This is a genomic window from Acidovorax delafieldii (assembly GCF_007993815.1).
In the GTDB taxonomy this organism is placed as follows: domain Bacteria; phylum Pseudomonadota; class Gammaproteobacteria; order Burkholderiales; family Burkholderiaceae_C; genus Acidovorax; species Acidovorax delafieldii.
In genome coordinates this window covers 170,038-185,664 of record NZ_VJWE01000018.1, presented here as the reverse complement: position 1 = coordinate 185,664, position 15,627 = coordinate 170,038, and the positions used below count along the sequence as shown (strand labels likewise).

Genomic DNA, 15,627 nt, shown 5'->3' with positions numbered 1-15,627 from the left:
ATGCCCAGAATGGGGCGGAGGCCTTAGTCTGGTGCGAGGCCGCAGCCCAGCAGCACAAAGCTGGTGAGTTCGCGCACGATGGGCTTGCGGTCGATGGGCTCGTCGGGCGCCAGGCCCAGCATGATGTGCACCTGCACGCCGTAGTCGGCGTAGTGCTGCGTCATGCCCCAGATCTGCATCAGCAAAACCTTGGCGTCCACCTTGCGCATGCGGCCTTCGGCAATCCAGCGGTTGATGAGGTCCACCTTCTGCTGGGTGGACTTGACGGCCACCGGCCAGTACTTGCCCAGGTTGCGCCCACCGCCCAGCACCTCTGTGGTGAAGATGCGCGACAGGCCCGGGTTGTCCAGTGCGTAGTCGAGCTTCTTGCGCACATAGCTGCTCAACACCTTCTTGGGATCGTCGCTGTTGCTGTCAAAAATGAAGGCGCCCGACCAGCCGTTGAGCACCGAGTACAGCAACTCTTCGTACAGCTCTTCCTTGCTGCTGATGTAGTAGTGCAGCTGGGGCTTGGTCAGGCCGGCGCGCTCGGCAATGGCTTTGGTGGATGCCCCCTTGAAACCATGGCGACTGAACTCGGCAATGGCTGCCTCGCGGATGGCGCCCAGGATGCGTTCGCGCCCCTGTTTGGCGCGGCTGAGCAGCGCGCCGGAGGCGGCTTCGGCTTCTGATTCGGTCATGGCTTTGGTGCGAGGCATGGGGAGTGCAGAGTATGCGCTGCAGATTCTGCCCGCGCGGGATTGGGTCAGACTTTCCAGAACCCGATATGGGGCGCGCTGGCTTCTTCGACCAGCGCCGGGCCGATGCATTCGATGGCGTGGGGCGAGGCGGCAAACACGTCGCGGCACGACAGCTCGGCGTCGCGCTGCTCGGCCCGCTCGCCCCGGAATACGCGCAGGCGCTCGGCATCAATGCCAAACACCACGCGCCCAATGCCCGACCAGAAGATGGCGCCCGCACACATCACGCAGGGCTCGGCCGACGAATACAGCGTGGCCTTGGCCAGGGCATCGCGCCCCACGCGCGGGCTGAGCTGGCGAACAGCATTGGTCTCGGCGTGACCGGTGCAGTCGCCGGTCTCGGTGGTGTTGCAGTAGGCCTCGGCCAGCAGGCGCCCTTCGGCACTGATGACCACGGCACCAAACGGGCGGTTGCCGCGCGCGCGGGCCGTGCACGACCACGCGATGGCCTGGCGCAGGTAGGTGCCGTCCGTGTCGTTGATGGGGGTGGGGTCGTCAAAGCTGGCTGGGGGTGCAGACATGAGCGCGTGCATGGTGTAGGTGTCTCCGTCGATGGTGGGTGGGTGGCTGTCGTTGTGCAACGCCGGACTGTCTGCACGCCCGCCGTTGTGGTGCAGGGCGCTATGCATTTGGCATGCCAATCACAATCAGTGACATGTATGCATGGCTTTTGATGCGCGTGCACAAGCGCTCTCAACCTGCGTGGGCACACATGCATGGCGCCGTGGGCATTCTTCTTGCATCGCTGTTGGCAAGAGTAGAAGCGTTCACTGCATTGCCCCCTGTGCCATCCTGCGCGGGGAGATGCCAGTCGGAAATTGCTCTTGAAGCCCGCTGTGCGCGCAGCGGTGTGCGTTGGCACACCGTGGCTTCAAGGGTTGAAAGGACGGCCGCCGCATGCGGTGCCACCCACTCTTGAAGCACCCAGCGGGAGGGCCTTTCTTCCTTCCACTTGTCTTCAGGAGAACTGCATGACCACCACTGCCACCTACGACCTCGCCGAGCTGCAAAAAGAAACGCGCATGGGCGCGATGGGCTCGGAAACCGCGAGCCGCGAGATCCGCCGCATCGACCTCAGCCACTTTGCGCAGCGCAAGACCGAGATTGCCGATCAGCTGTGGGACGCCGCCGTCGATGTCGGCTTTTTCCAGATCGTGAACCACGGCATTGACCTGGCCGAGGTGCACAAAGCGTTTGCGATGACCGAGCGCTTTTTTGCGCTGCCGGATGCCGTGAAGGCGCAGTACCCGCTCAAGAAGGCGCTCAACGTGGGCTGGGAGAGCCGCGCGCAGGTGCGCCCCTCCACCGGCACACCGGACCAGAAGGAGTCGTACCAGATCACCCGCCCGCACATGGCGGGCCTCTGGCCCACTGACGAGGAGCTGGCGGGCTTTCAGGCCACCATGCTGAACTTTGAGGGCCAGTGCTGGCAGGTGGCCATGCAGGTGCTGTCGTGTTTTGCATGGAAGCTGGGGTTTGACGAGGCCTTCTTTGCCCGCGCGCACGACCCTGCACAGGCCAGCTACCAAAGCACCTTGCGCCTGTTGCACTACTTTGCGACCCCGCCCGAGCAACAAGCCAGCCTGGGCCTGTGGCGCGCCGGGGCGCACACCGACTTTGATTGCCTGACCCTGCTCTTTCAGCGCCAGGGCCAGGGCGGCCTGCAGGTGTGCCCGGGCAAGGAGATGGACACCCAGGCCTGGACCTCGGTGGAGCCCGACGAGCAGGCCATCACCTGCAACATCGGGGACATGCTGATGCGCTGGAGCGACGACCAGCTGCCCAGCAACTTCCACCGTGTGAAGAACCCTCTGCCCGGCGAGTACATGGGGCCGCGCTACAGCATCGCCTTCTTTGCCCAGGCCAACCGCGACGCCATCATCGAAGGGCCCGGCAAGAAGTACCCGGCGATTGCCGCGGGCGACTACCTGAACCAGCGGGTGGCGGCCAACTTCAAGGCGTATTGACGCGTGACTTGGGAGGCAGGGGTGGGCGCTTGTCCGCCCCGCCGATGCCTGGGTGGTCGGCTGCCGTCGATGGCGCGGCCGGGCAGGGGCAGGCTCAAGCGACGTGGCGCGGTACACCCACAGCGCTTATCCGGAACACGTTGTCTTCCGGGTCCGCCAGCACCGCCTGCCATTGGCCGTAATAGGTGGCGTAGGGTGGTTTGATGACCTGTCCGCCCAGAGCTTTGGCCTTTTCGGTGGCAGCCTCCACCGCGTCCGGTGTGTCCAGCATGAAGGTGGCATAGCCTGTCACGCCGCGAGGTGAAGGCAAGGCTGCGCCAGGCTGCCGGTCGGCCAGGCCCAGCAGGGCATAGGCCTCAGGAGCATTGAAGCCGAGCTGGAAGTGCTCGGTCTCCACCGCCCGGTAGATGGCCGAGCGCGTCCCCGGCGCCTCGGGCAACTGCAGCAGGGCTTGATAGAACTGAAGCTGCGCCTCGATGTCCTGGCACAGCAGGTTGAACCAGAGCCTCATGACATCACCGCCGCGCTGGCTGGGTTGGTGGCCTGACCCAGGCCGTACGTCTTGCGGTACATGGCCTGCAGGTGCTCGCCCACGGTGCAGGGTGCAAAGCGCGGCGACTCACCCGCAGGCACACAGGTGGGGACGGGGACCACCTGGGCCTCGTAGTCGGGCGTGTAGAAGAACGGAATGGAGTGGCGCGGTGCGCCCCCGCTGTGCACATTGCGCACGCGGTGGGGGTTGGATCGGTACAGCCCATTCGTCCAGCGCGGAATCATGTCGCCCAGGTTCACCACCAGCGCTCCCTCGATGGGTGTGGCAGCCACCCATTCGCCGGTGGGCAGTTTCACCTCCAGCCCGCCATGGTGGTCCTGGGCCAGCAGGGTGATGGCTCCCCAGTCGGTGTGCTCGCCCGCGCCAAAGGTGAGCGCATCGGCGCTCTCAGGATGGGGTGGGTAGCGCAGCAGCCGCAGCGTGAGCATGGGGCTCTGGTGTGTGTGGTCGAAATAGTCTTCTGGCAGGTCGAGCGAGAGCGCCAGCAGCTGCATCAGCCGCAGGGCCAGTTGCCGCATGGCGGCGATGTAGGTGCGGCTCTGGGTGGCCAGCTCGGGCAACGCCTCCGGCCACTGGTTGCTGCCGTATGAGTGGTAGCTGCGCTGTACATACGGATGGTCTGCCGCGTAGTCCAGCCCGCAGTAGAAGCTCTCCTTGAGGTCCGGGCGCGCATTCGCGTCCAGGGTCTGCCCGCCCAGGCTTTCGTAGCCCCGCATCGCGGGTGAGTGGTGCAGCGAAATCGCTTCCTTGGAGGCCAGCGGCAGGTCGAAGAACTGCTGCGCCAGAGCAAATTGGCGTGCAATGATGTCCTGCGGCACACCGTGGTGGCGCACGTAGAAGAACCCCGGGCCCGTGCAGGCCTGGCGCAGTTGGGCGGCCACGGCCATCACGGCGGGGCTGCGCGGCGCGCCCGGCTGCAGGGCGCCGCTGAGGTCGAGGAGGGGGATGCCCATGGCTTTCCCCTGGTCAGGCCTTGAGCTTGCGGTCTACGGCCGGGGGCAGAAAGCGGTCAGTCCAGATGTCGGCCACCGCCAGGCTGCTCTTGAGGCCAAAGGCGGCCACGGTCTCATCGATGGTGGCCTGCAGGCGCGTAGGCGTGGCAGCGCCCCAGCCGTTGGCGCGTGTCTCGGCGGTCTTCATGGTGCCGTCCACGATGAGCTGCAGGCGTTCGAACTCGATCTCTTCATGGGCCAGGGGCTCTCGGGCCTTGATGGCGGCAGCGCCGGCGCGCGGGTCGGCAATCGCGTCGACCCAGCCGCGTGTGGTGGCTTTGACGAAGGCCTTCATGGCATCCGGGTTGTCCTGCATGCTCTTGGCGTTGGCAATGAGTCCGTTGCCATACGACTTGAGGCCATAGTCCGAAAAGCGGAACACAGTGATCTGATCCGGTGTCAGGCCCCGCGCCTTCAGGTTGAGCAGACCGGTGAAGAAGAAGTACGCCGCTGCGTCGAAATCGCCTTTGACGAAGCGTGTGTCGCCGATGTCGGGGGCCACGTTTTCCCATTTCACGCCGCTGCCATCAAAGCCCTGTGCCTTGGCAAAGGCGGGAAAGAGCTTGCGCGAAGCGTTGAAGGGCTGGCCCAGGATGGTCTTGCCCGCCAGGTCAGCGGGCTTCTTGATGGCGCCGTCCTTGCGCACCATGACCGAGTTGGGGTTCAGGTCGTACTGGATGGCGACCGCTGCCAGCCTGGACTGCGGATTGGCGGTGTTGAACTCGATCATGGTCGAGAGGTCGGCCGATGCCGCGTCATAGGCACCACCCGCCACCAGGCTGATGGCCGAGGCAGACCCGTTGCCGGTGTCGATGGTGACATCGAGGCCTGCATCCTTGTAGTAGCCGCGCTGCTGCGCCAGCAAAAAGCCTGCGCCCGAGGCCTCGACCTTCCAGCCCAGGTTGAACTTGAACTTTTGCAGATTGCCCTGGGCGCGCACAAACGGTGTGGCAGACAGAAGGGCGGCGGCGCCGGTGGCGCGGATGAGGGAACGGCGTTGCATGGTGGAGCACTCCTGGTCGTTGGCGGGTAACCACGGGGGAGTGAAAAGCCAGGCTTCACACCCCTCCGAACGGGGTGCATGCAATCAACCGACAGGGCGCTGGGGCTGCGAGGTGGGGGCACCGGCCTCCTGAAGACGCACAGTCCTGCGCGCCCGTGGTGGCGTCAGTCCATTGCATGCTTCAAGAGCAATTTCCGGGCGGTGGCCGCTGAACGCTTCTACTCTTGGCGTCTGCGTATTTGCAGGATCTGTGCCATGCCAACCCAAGGAGAAACCATGCCCGAACGCCCCCGCGTGCCGCGCCATGGTGCGCGCTGCACCAGCGTCAGGCGTGCAACGGCAACTGTGGTGCGAGGTAGGTCTTTACAGCCAGGGCTTGAGCCAGCCCAGCCCGTCGCTGGTGGCGTGGGCGGCGGCCCCGCGCGCGGGGCGGTATTCGCAGCCAATCCAGCCGTCGTAGCCCAGGCTGTCCAGCAGTTGGAACAGGTAGGTGTAGTTGATCTCGCCCACATCGGGTTCGTGGCGCTCGGGCACACCGGCAATCTGGAAGTGGCCGACGTGGCCTGTGGGCAGGTACTGGCGCACCTTCATCGCGAGGTCGCCTTCCACGATCTGGCAGTGGTACAGGTCCATCTGCACCTTGACGTTGGCGGCGCCGATCTCTGCGATCAGCGCATGGGCCTGGTCCTGGCGGCTGAGGAAGAAGCCGGGCATGTCGCGGCCATTGATAGGTTCCAGCAGGATCTGGATACCGTGCGGCGCGGCTTGTTCGGCAGCGTAGCGCACGTTGGCGATATAGGTGGCGCGCACGGTGGCTGCGTCTGCACCCTGGGGCACCAGCCCGGCCATCACGTGGATGCGGGGGCATTGCAGTGCCTGGGCGTATTCAACCGCTTTGGCAATGCCTTCGCGGAACTCGGCCTCGCGCCCGGGCAGGCAGGCCAGCCCGCGTTCGCCCGCGTCCCAGTTGCCGGGCGGGGCGTTGAACAGCACTTGCTGCAGGCCGTTGGCTTGCAGGCGCGCGGCCAGCTCTTGCGCAGGGTAGGCGTAGGGAAAGAGGTATTCCACCGCCTGGAAGCCATCGCGGGCAGCGGCGGCAAAACGGTCGAGAAAGTCCACGTCGTTGTAGAGCATGGACAGATTGGCGGCGAAGCGGGGCATGAAAGATTCCTGAGAAAAAAGCGGTCAGCGGCGCGGTGCGCTGGTGAGCACCTGTGCCAGCCGGTCTTGGTAAAAGCGCGCCAGGCCCACCGTGCTGTGGCCGAGGGTGTCGGCGCTGGCAGGGATCACGTAGGCCTGGGCGTGCGGGATGCGGGCGATGGCTTTGTCCAGCACGCCCAGCTCGGGTGGGTTGCGCTCATCGTCTGCCGAGTTGATGGCCAGCACGCGCGCGGTGATGCGTTCCAGCCCGGGCTCGGGGTCGTAGTCGCGCGATGCCTCCCACTGGTAGATGTGGTCGTTGGCATCGCCACGGAAAGGCGCTTTGAGGCGTTGCTCCACCAGCGCATCGGCCGCAGCGCGGGTGGGAGCCAGCTTTTGCAGGCCCTGGTGACCCCCGTTGGTGCCCGTGCCAAAGAACACCGACGCGAACTGCAGGCTGCGGGGCTGGCGGGTGTAGTTGCCGCCCTGCCATTCGGGGTCGTTGCGGATGGCATCCACCAGCAGGCGGCGCATCATCCAGTTGCGGCCTGACATGGCGGCGGGCAGCGAGGCCATGGGCACGGCAACGTCCATGAAATCGGGGTTGCGCTGGGCCCACACCCAGGTGTGCATGCCGCCCATGGAGTTGCCAATGATGGCGCGCACATGGCGCACGCCCAGGTGCTCGGTCAGCAGGCGGTACTGGGCCTGCACCATGTCGTCATAGTTGTATGCCGGAAAAGCGGTGCGCAGGCCGTCTGACGGCTTGCTGGAGCGGCCGGTGCCGATGGCGTCCGGCAGGATGATGAAGTACTTGCGTGCATCCAGCGGCTGGCCGGGGCCAAACAGCGTGCCTGCAAAGCCGGGCGTGAGCATGCTCTCTGCCGAGCCATTGGTGCCATGCAGCACCAGTACCGGCTCGCCTGTGGGATCACCCACGGTGGAGTAGGCCAGCTTGAGTTCGGGCAGGGTCTGGCCGGTGTGAAAGCGGAAATCCTTGACGATCCACTCGCCGTGCTTGGGGGCGGGGTAGTCCGCAGCCGATGCACCGCCTGCGGCCAGCACGCCCAGCAGCATGGGAGCAAAGGCTTTGCGCCAGAAAGAAAGGGTCATGGTTTGTCTCCTTGTGTGTGTTCTTTCATCCCCGCGCCATGGGCACAGCCCGCCCGTTACCAGTGGGCACCAAAGCTCTGGCGCAGCTCCTCGATCTGGGGCTCGGTCAGCGACGTGGGGCGAGGCTGGCACAGCATCCACAGGCGTGCGGTTTCTTCCAGCTCCTCCAGCACGGCCATGGCGGCGGCGGGCGTGTCGTGCCACACGTTGGGCCCCAGGCGCGCCAGCATCACGGCGCGCACAGGGCTGCCCTGTGCGGCATAGCGGGTGATGGTCTGCGCCACCAGCGTTGCAGCGGCAGCATCACCCGGGCGGTGGTAAGGGATGTGCGGCACCCGGCCCACCTTCATCACAAAGTAGGGCGTGATGGGGGGGCAGCAATTGCGCATCGGGCGCCAGCTGGCCACCTGCAGCGGTGTCGGCTTGCAGCGAGCAGCCCACCAGGTGCGTGCTGTGCGTGTGGATCACACAGCGCGCGGGGGCTGCTGTCGATGCCGATGTCTCGTAAATCTGCCGGTGCAGCGCAATGGTCTTGCTGGCCCGGTCGCCCGCCACCTGCTGGCCCTGTGCGTCCAGGCGCGCCAGCCGCTCGGGCTGTAGCGTGCCCAGGCAGGCATCGGTAGGGGTGATGAGGTAGCCATCGGCCAGGCGTACGCTGATGTTGCCTGCGGTGGCATGCACATAGCCCCGCTCAAACAGGCTGCGACCCACGCGGCAGATTTCGTCGCGGGCTTGGCGCTCATCCATGAAGGCGGGGGTAGAGGTCATGCCAGCAATTGTGCAAAAGCCTTGGTGAAAAAGTCGGTGCTACCAAAATTGCCCGACTTCAGCGTGATGTGCAGCCCGTCCTTGGCGTCGGGGGCCACGGCATGGCACCACGGCACGCCGGGGTCAATCTGCGCGCCAATGCGCATCTGCGTAATGCCGAGGGCCTGCACGCAGGCACCCGAGGTTTCACCGCCCGCCACGATGAGCTGGCGCACACCGCGCTGCACCAGGCCGCGAGCAACGGCGGCAATGGTTTCTTCCACCATGGCACCGGCTTTCTCAGAACCGAGCTTGCCCTGAATGGCGCGCACGGCCGAGGGCTCGGCGGTGGAATACACCAGCACCGGCCCCTGGCCCATGTGGCCTTCCGCCCAAGCCAGCGCTTCGGCGGCCACGTCCACGCCTGCGGCGATGCGCAGCGGGTCGATGGCCAGGGCTGGCTTACCTGCCTTGATGAAATCCATCACCTGCTGGTTGGTCGCCACCGAGCAGCTGCCCGACACGATGGCCTGCAGGCCCTGCGCGGCAGGCAGGCGGGCGGCTTCGTTGCTGGGGGACACGCCAAAGTTGCCCGGCAGGCCAATCGCCACGCCGGAGCCCGCTGTGACCAGCGGCATGCCCTTGAGCGCAGGGCCCAGGCGCAGCAGGTCGGCGTTCGACACCGCATCGACCACGGCCATGCGCACGCCCTCGGCCTTCAGTTGATCGATGCGCGCGCGGATGGCGGCCTCGCCCTGTGCGACCACGCTGTGGTCGATCAGGCCCACGCGGCTGGGTGTTTGCGCTTGCAGCACGCGCACCAGGTTGGGGTCCGTCATGGGCGTGAGCGGGTGGTTTTGCATGCCGCTCTCGTTCAGCAGCACATCGCCCACAAACAGGTAACCCTTGAACACGGTGCGCTTGTTGTCGGGGAAGGCAGGTGTGGCGATGGTGAAGTCGGTGCCCAGCGCCTGCATCAGCGCATCGGTCACGGGGCCGATGTTGCCTTCGGCCGTGCTGTCGAACGTGGAGCAGTACTTGAAATAGATCTGCTCGGCGCCCTGTGCCTTGAGCCACTGCAGTGCGGCCAGCGACTGGGCGATGGCTTCGTCTTTGGGAACGGTGCGCGACTTGAGTGCCACCACGATGGCATCGGCCTCCGCATCCAGCGGGGCCGTGGGCACGCCCATGGCCTGCACCACGCGCATGCCTGCGCGCACGAGGTTGTTGGCCAGGTCGGTCGCGCCCGTGAAGTCGTCGGCAATGCAGCCCAGCAACGCGCGTGTCATGCCTTCTCCTTTCCTTCGGGCAACGTGATGCCAGGGAAGATCTTGATCACGGCACTGTCATCTTCCTTGGCAAAGCCTGCGGTGGATGCCTGCATGAACATCTGGTGCGCGGTGGCCGCCAGAGGCAGGGGGAATTTGCTGGCGCGTGCGGTGTCCAGCACCAGGCCCAGGTCCTTCACAAAAATATCGACGGCTGAAAGCGGTGTGTAGTCGCCCGCCAGCACATGTGCCATGCGGTTTTCAAACATCCAGCTGTTGCCCGCGCTGTTCGTGATCACTTCATACAAGGCGCTGGCTTCCACGCCCTCGCGCAGGCCCAGGGCCATCGCTTCGGCGGCCACGGCGATGTGCACACCGGCCAGCAGCTGGTTGATGATCTTGACCTTGCTGCCCGCGCCCGCCTTGTCGCCCAGGCGGTACACCTTGCCGGCCATGCCGTCGAGCACGGCGTTGGCTGCGGCATAGGCCTCGGGCTTGGCGGAGGTCATCATGGTCATCTGGCCCGATGCGGCCTTGGCGGCGCCGCCGGAGATGGGTGCGTCTACATAGTGCAGGCCCAGGGCGTTGAGACGGGCTTCCAGCGCCACGGACCAGTTGGGGTCCACGGTGGAGCACATCACAAAGGTGCTGCCGGGGCGCATGGCCGCTGCTGCGCCGCCTTTGTCATCGTCGCCGAACAGCACGCTCTCGGTCTGCGCGGCGTTGACCACCACCGACACCACCACATCACTCACCGCTGCCAGCGCCGCCGTGGTGGCGTGGGCGGTGCCGCCTTCAGCCACAAACGCATCGGCCACGCCGGGCCGCACGTCGCAGACGTGGATGGTGAAACCGTTGTTGCGCAGGGTCTTGGCAATGCCAGCGCCCATGGCGCCCAGGCCGATGATGCCGACGGTGGGTTTTGTCATGTTGTCAGTCCTTCAAGAAAACGGTCAAGGGGGCTCAGGCCACTAGGGCCCAGAGCAGGGCGGTCATTGCGAAACCTGCGATGCCCAGCACAGTGGTCAGCACGGTCCAGGTGCGCAGGCCATCGCCCACGCTCAGGCCCAGGTAGCGGGTCACGATCCAGAAGCCCGAATCGTTGACGTGCGACAGCCCGAGGCTGCCAAAGCCGATGGCAACCGTGAGCAGCGCCACTTGCAAGGGGGAATACCCGCCACCTGCAATGGCGTCGGCCAGCAGGCCGCAGGTGGTGATGATGGCCACGGTGGCCGAGCCCTGGGCGGCGCGCAGCGCCAGCGAGATGATGAACGCCAGCAGGATGAGCGGCAGGTGAGTAGCGGTGAGGCTTTGCGACAGCGCCGTGCCAATGCCGCTGGCGGTGAGCACCTTGGCAAACACGCCGCCTGCGCCCGTCACCAGGATCACGGTGGCGGCAGGGGGCAGCGCGGATTCCATGATGGCGTTGGTGCGTTCACGGTTCCAGCCCTGGTTGCGGCCCAGCAGAAACATGGCCAGGCCCACGGCCACCATCAGCGCAAAGATGGGCGAGCCGATGAAGCCCAGCACGTTGCGCAGGCTGTCGCCCTTGGGCAGCAGCGTGGCGCCGGTGGTGCCTGCCATGATGAGGGCCAGTGGGATCAGGATGAGCGCCATGATGGTGCCCACGCCGGGGGCAACGGCAGCCTTGGGGTCCTTGGAGTCCGCGCCTTCTTGGCTGCTGCCAAAGGCCGCAAACTGCTCTGCCGTGGTTGGCAGCATGGGGTAGCCCTTGCGGTTGAGCCAGCCCGACACGACCTGCGACAGCGCTGCGAGCGGGATGCAGATGGCCAGGCCAATGATGGTGATCCAGCCAATGTCGCCCTTGACGATGGCTGCCCCACCCACGATGCCGGGGTGCGGCGGCACCACCACGTGCGCGGCCAGCATGATGCCCGCCACGGGCAGGCCGAACTTGATGGGATTGACGCCCGCTGCCTTGCAAAAGCCATAGACGATGGGCACCAGGATGATGAAGCCCACGTCAAAAAACACCGGGATGGCCAGAACTAGCGCGGCGGCCGTGAGCGCCATGGGCACCCGTGTGGGACCCAGCAGCTGTGTGAAGCGGTTGGCCAGGCTGGCCGCACCGCCCGAGACCTCGATCATGCGCCCCAGCATGGAGCCCAGCGCCACCAGGATGGCGACCGAACCCAGCGTGCCGCCCATGCCCGCAATCAGCGTGCTGATGATGTCGCCAATGGGCATCTGCGTGGCAAACGCCACCAGAAAGCTCACCAGCATCATCGCCACGAAGGCGTGGACCTGCCAGCGGATGATGAGCAACAGGAGCAGGGCAATGCTGCCGGCGCCGATGCCGAGAAGTGCGAGGGTGGACATGAACGAGATATCTCCGGGATGGAAGGGGCTGACCCAGGCTGGAGCCGCTCAAAACGGCCTTGCAGGGGTTTTCATCTGCACCTTGGTTGGTATGTTTATATGGTTATCATACAAATTATCGCGCACGGCACTGCCACGGGTTAACCCGCGTCTGCCAGTGCGTGGGCATGGTGGGTGAAGCGGTTTTGAGGCGTTTTGGTGCTCAAGCGCTAGTGCAATATGCCTGAGCAGCTACCAAATATGTAGCAGATCACTGATGTGTTGAGACGCAAGCCCGGCGCACAGGCTTGGGACGTGGCTCAAAACACCAGCGGTGTGGATGCGGCCACCAGCGGCTGGGCCAGCCGAGCGCCGTCCTGGGCCCAGAACGTGAGGTCGGCCTGCTCGATGCGGGCCAGTGCGTTCTTCATGTGCTGCGCGGCAGCCTCCCGCGCGGCCACCGGGTCGCCCGCCTCGATGGCGCGCACGATGTGGCTGTGCTCGTGGGTCACCGCATCGGCAAAGTCGGTGCGGCGCGCCTCGTTGGCACGGGTCACGCGGGTGGCGCCCTTGAGGAACTGCGCCAGATAGTCCAGCGTGCTGATCATGAACGGGTTGCCTGCCGCCCGGGCGATGGCGCGGTGGAACAGCACATCTTCTTCCACCCCGTCGCGGCCTGCACGCACGGCGTCGGCGATGTGCTGCATGGCGGCGCGTATGGCGGCCATGTCTGCATCGGTGCGCCGCAGGGCCGCCAGCTCGGCCACCTCGGCCTCCAGCGCACGCCTTACCTCCACGATCTGCATCACCGCCTCGCGCGATGCTGCCAGGGGTACATCGAACTGCAGCGGCTCGATGCCCGGCGCCAGCACATACACGCCGCTGCCCTGGCGCGAGTCCACCAGCCCCAACGACTTGAGGCGCGAGATGGCCTCGCGCACCACTGTGCGGCTGACCTGAAACTGCTGCGCCAACACGGCCTCGGTAGGCAGCTTTTGCGCAGCCTGGATGCGGCCCGCGCGGATCTCGGCCTCCAGCGCGCTGGCGACTTGGTCGGAGAGCTTGGCGCTGGGTTTGACGGCGGAGAACGGCGAAGACATGGGTGGGGCGGGCAGAGGTGGCGGCAGCAGTCCCGAGGGACGGCCGACTGTACCCCAAGCGTCGGCGCAAGGCGCCGTGCCGGACGCACCCCCGGTCGCGCCTGGTCATATCAATTCACCACCCTGAGCCGCTGCATCAGCCAGTTCGCCGTGAAATCAAAGTGCTCCCGCATGTGCAGCTCCGCCGTGTGCCCATCGTCCCCATAGACCAGTTGGGTCACGTTGAAGCCGAGCGCGGCCAGAGAAGACGGCTCCTCCTTGGACACCAGGTCTTCGTGGATCCCGTTCACCATCAGAATGGGTTTTTGCAACTGCCCCTTTGTCGGCGTCTTCAATTGGCGGGAGAGCTGGAAGGTTTCGTAGTAGCTGCACATCGTTTGCCGGGGTGTGGTCCGCGGATCCATGTTCGCAAACATGGTGTACGGCGCGACGATCCATGCCGGAGCCACCATGCAATGCGCGCTTCCAAAGCTGGAATCGCTCGGGCCGCCGATGTTGACAACCGCTTTGTAGAGGTCGTTCTTCAGCCCGCCAAGCGTTGCCAGATAGCCGCCCATGCTCCAGCCATACACCGCCACCCGGCTGGCATCCAGATCACTGCGTTGCTGGATGTAGTCGGCAATGGCGTCGAACATCACATGGGCGTCGGGGTGGAACGCCAGCTGGTTCTCCCCGGTGTCCGGGTTCTCCACAACGATGGTTGCGAACCCCCGGCTTGCGAAGTAGTCGCTGTGCCGGATCATCTCTGTCTTCAGGTTGTCCAGGCCGCCAAGGATCACCAAGGTCGGCAGCTTGGCGTCGCCGCTGGTCCGTGTGGAGGGGGCCCGGAAGTAGCCAATGAACTCTTTGCCGCCGGTCTTGAAGGCAATCCGCTGCAGCGGTTTGCCCAGGGCTGCATAGGCCTGTTCGGTCGCTTGCAGGTCCGCAGCCGGGAGTCGCTTGGGAATCCGGTTCATCCGCCAATAGAAAGCCGCCTTTCTGTAGGCGGCCGATGCCGCCTGGGTGTCGCCTTGCTCGGTGGCCACGCGTGCCCTTTCTGCATACATCTGCGCGGGTTTGCTGAACGTTGCCTGCCAGACCGGCTGCGAGGGCCCCGCGTGTTCTGGCAGCGCTCCAATGACCTCGTCAAAGGTACGCGCTTCGATCCCGGCATCCTCCAGCCACCAGCAGATGTTGAACTTGAACGAGGGGTGCATGCGAGCGACGCCGCCCGGGTACTCGGCCTGCCCCTTTGCGCAGAATTCGGCCATGCTGTTCGCAGTCCGGGCTGCAGGGATTCCCTGCGCAGCGGACTCTTGCGGTGCGGCGGCTGCCAGCAAGGCAGCGCCAAAGGTCGTCCATAGTTTCCAAGCCAGTCTGTTCGTCACGATCTCTCCTTCAGGGTGGTAATGCGGTGGGAGCGTGGCAAGGCACGGGACACGTGGCACAAGGCCGATGAACGGCTGCCGAAGGTGCGTTGCACGCGTTGGGGGTTGGCTGCTCGCGCTCTGTACCAGGGCGACACAGCCGTGCGCCGGGCGCTATCGGTTCGGCATGCTGGGCAGCCAGCCATGGCCGCGGTACCAGGCCAGCGTGTCGGCCACGGTTTGCTCAACCGGGCGAAACTTCAGCTGAAGCTGTTGCTCGCTCTTGGCATGATTGAAATGGCTGCGTCCCGCCTCCTTGCGCATCAGCCGCACCGTAGCCAGGCTGAGCAGGATGGGCTTGCCGGTGATGCGTGCGTAAAGCTCCTGGACGCTCGCCAGGAGATACAGGAGCGGAAAGGGCAGGTGGCGTGTCGGCGTCTTGATGCCCGCGATCTTTCCTACCAAAGGCACCATTTCCTGCATCGTCATGTGGCGCCCGGCTGCCAGATAGCGTTCGCCCCGCAGCCCCTGTTCTGCAGCCGCAATCTGCGCATTCGCTACGTCGCGGGCATCCACAACGGAAAAGCTGCCGGGCACCAGCCCCGGCAGTTTTCCCAGCACCACGTCGTTGACAAACTGCCCGGAGGAGGTGGGGCCGATATCCGCCGGTCCCCACATCCATCCGGGCAAGACGAAGCTGGCATGCATGTCCGGGTGCGCCGCCAGAAAGGCCGATACCGCTTGGTCGGCCAGTATCTTGCTGCGGTAGTAGTCGTCCTCGGCATCCGCCAGGTCGCGCAGGCAGGTCTCGTCCATGGGCAAGCCGGGCTCGCCATTGAGCACTGCAATGGACGAGGTCTGGATGAAGCGCCGGATGCCCGCGTGATAGGCCTGCTCGATGAGGTCTTTCGTGCCGTCCACATTGATGCGCTTGAGTTCTGCCCAGTGGCTGCCACCCTTGAAGTTGTCCCGAAAGAACGCGGCGGTGTGGAACACCACATCGCAGCCCTGGAGCGCGCGGGAGAAGGCGGGCACGTCCGCCATGTCGCCCAGCACCAGTTCGACCCCTTCCACCCCTGCAAACTGCTGCTGGCCCTTGTCCTTGGAGCGGACGAGTGCCTTGACGCGGAAGCCGCGCTCGACCAATTCGTGCACAAGGTTGTTTCCGAGGAGGCCGGTAGCGCCGGTGACAAAAGCGGCCCGCAAGCCCGTGGATTGTTTCATGTCGATTGAACTTCAAAAATCAAATGATCTTTCAGTTTATCGACGGGCAAAATAAATATCAAGTGATATTTGAAATCTGGCACAGCCTGGCTGCACCGGCACGGGCCCCAGGTCC

Annotated in this window: 14 protein-coding genes and 1 pseudogene; 1 reads left to right on the top strand and 14 read right to left on the bottom strand. The window is 65.3% G+C overall.

Features of this window, described 5'->3' with window-relative positions:
* Window positions 1–23 precede the first annotated feature (23 nt).
* Both ATF69_RS21690 and ATF69_RS21685 read right to left on the bottom strand, forming a co-directional pair.
* A complete protein-coding gene (locus tag ATF69_RS21690; RefSeq protein WP_146872294.1) occupies window positions 24–680 on the bottom strand; it encodes a TetR/AcrR family transcriptional regulator in 657 nt (218 codons plus the stop codon).
* Between the two features lie 65 nt (window positions 681–745).
* A complete protein-coding gene (locus ATF69_RS21685) occupies window positions 746–1,261 on the bottom strand; it encodes a nucleoside deaminase (protein ID WP_369750496.1) in 516 nt (171 codons plus the stop codon).
* Between the two features lie 450 nt (window positions 1,262–1,711).
* Between ATF69_RS21685 and ATF69_RS21680 the strand changes: the two genes are divergently transcribed.
* On the top strand, window positions 1,712–2,707 hold the full coding sequence (locus tag ATF69_RS21680) for an isopenicillin N synthase family dioxygenase (RefSeq protein ID WP_146872246.1): 996 nt from the start codon (window positions 1,712–1,714) through the stop codon (window positions 2,705–2,707).
* A 94-nt stretch (window positions 2,708–2,801) separates the two neighbouring features.
* Here ATF69_RS21680 and ATF69_RS21675 read toward each other — a convergent pair whose 3' ends face one another.
* From ATF69_RS21675 to ATF69_RS21620, 12 genes and pseudogenes are all read right to left on the bottom strand, one after another.
* Window positions 2,802–3,218 carry a VOC family protein gene (locus tag ATF69_RS21675; protein WP_146872245.1) on the bottom strand — a complete coding sequence of 139 codons (417 nt, stop codon included), beginning with the start codon at window positions 3,216–3,218 and terminating at the stop codon, window positions 2,802–2,804.
* Window positions 3,215–4,213, bottom strand: a complete 999-nt coding sequence (locus ATF69_RS21670; protein WP_146872244.1) for an isopenicillin N synthase family dioxygenase — start codon at window positions 4,211–4,213, stop codon at window positions 3,215–3,217. The genes ATF69_RS21675 and ATF69_RS21670 overlap by 4 nt, the downstream gene beginning before the upstream one ends.
* 13 nt (window positions 4,214–4,226) lie before the next feature.
* Window positions 4,227–5,255, bottom strand: coding sequence for an ABC transporter substrate-binding protein (locus ATF69_RS21665; RefSeq protein WP_056747381.1), 1,029 nt, complete (start codon window positions 5,253–5,255; stop codon window positions 4,227–4,229).
* Window positions 5,256–5,618: 363 nt separating this feature from the next.
* Entirely contained in the window at window positions 5,619–6,416 is a 798-nt protein-coding gene (otnI, locus tag ATF69_RS21660; RefSeq protein WP_146872243.1) for a 2-oxo-tetronate isomerase, read from the bottom strand.
* A gap of 24 nt (window positions 6,417–6,440) precedes the next feature.
* Window positions 6,441–7,508, bottom strand: a complete 1,068-nt coding sequence (locus ATF69_RS21655) for an alpha/beta fold hydrolase (protein ID WP_146872242.1) — start codon at window positions 7,506–7,508, stop codon at window positions 6,441–6,443.
* Between the two features lie 56 nt (window positions 7,509–7,564).
* Window positions 7,565–8,255: pseudogene (locus tag ATF69_RS21650) on the bottom strand (class II aldolase/adducin family protein).
* A gap of 17 nt (window positions 8,256–8,272) precedes the next feature.
* Window positions 8,273–9,544, bottom strand: coding sequence for a 3-oxo-tetronate kinase (gene otnK, locus ATF69_RS21645; RefSeq protein ID WP_146872241.1), 1,272 nt, complete (start codon window positions 9,542–9,544; stop codon window positions 8,273–8,275).
* On the bottom strand, window positions 9,541–10,452 hold the full coding sequence (gene ltnD, locus ATF69_RS21640) for an L-threonate dehydrogenase (RefSeq protein ID WP_146872240.1): 912 nt from the start codon (window positions 10,450–10,452) through the stop codon (window positions 9,541–9,543). The genes otnK and ltnD overlap by 4 nt, the downstream gene beginning before the upstream one ends.
* Window positions 10,453–10,486: 34 nt before the next feature.
* Complete coding sequence (locus ATF69_RS21635) at window positions 10,487–11,863, bottom strand: GntP family transporter (protein WP_146872239.1); 1,377 nt, start codon at window positions 11,861–11,863, stop codon at window positions 10,487–10,489.
* A 299-nt stretch (window positions 11,864–12,162) separates the two neighbouring features.
* The gene (locus ATF69_RS21630; RefSeq protein ID WP_146872238.1) at window positions 12,163–12,942 is read right to left on the bottom strand and encodes a FadR/GntR family transcriptional regulator; all 780 of its coding nucleotides are present in this window, start codon (window positions 12,940–12,942) and stop codon (window positions 12,163–12,165) included.
* Between the two features lie 110 nt (window positions 12,943–13,052).
* Window positions 13,053–14,309 carry an alpha/beta hydrolase family protein gene (locus ATF69_RS21625; protein WP_244303787.1) on the bottom strand — a complete coding sequence of 419 codons (1,257 nt, stop codon included), beginning with the start codon at window positions 14,307–14,309 and terminating at the stop codon, window positions 13,053–13,055.
* Between the two features lie 153 nt (window positions 14,310–14,462).
* On the bottom strand, window positions 14,463–15,512 hold the full coding sequence (locus ATF69_RS21620) for an SDR family oxidoreductase (RefSeq protein ID WP_146872237.1): 1,050 nt from the start codon (window positions 15,510–15,512) through the stop codon (window positions 14,463–14,465).
* Window positions 15,513–15,627: the final 115 nt, after the last annotated feature.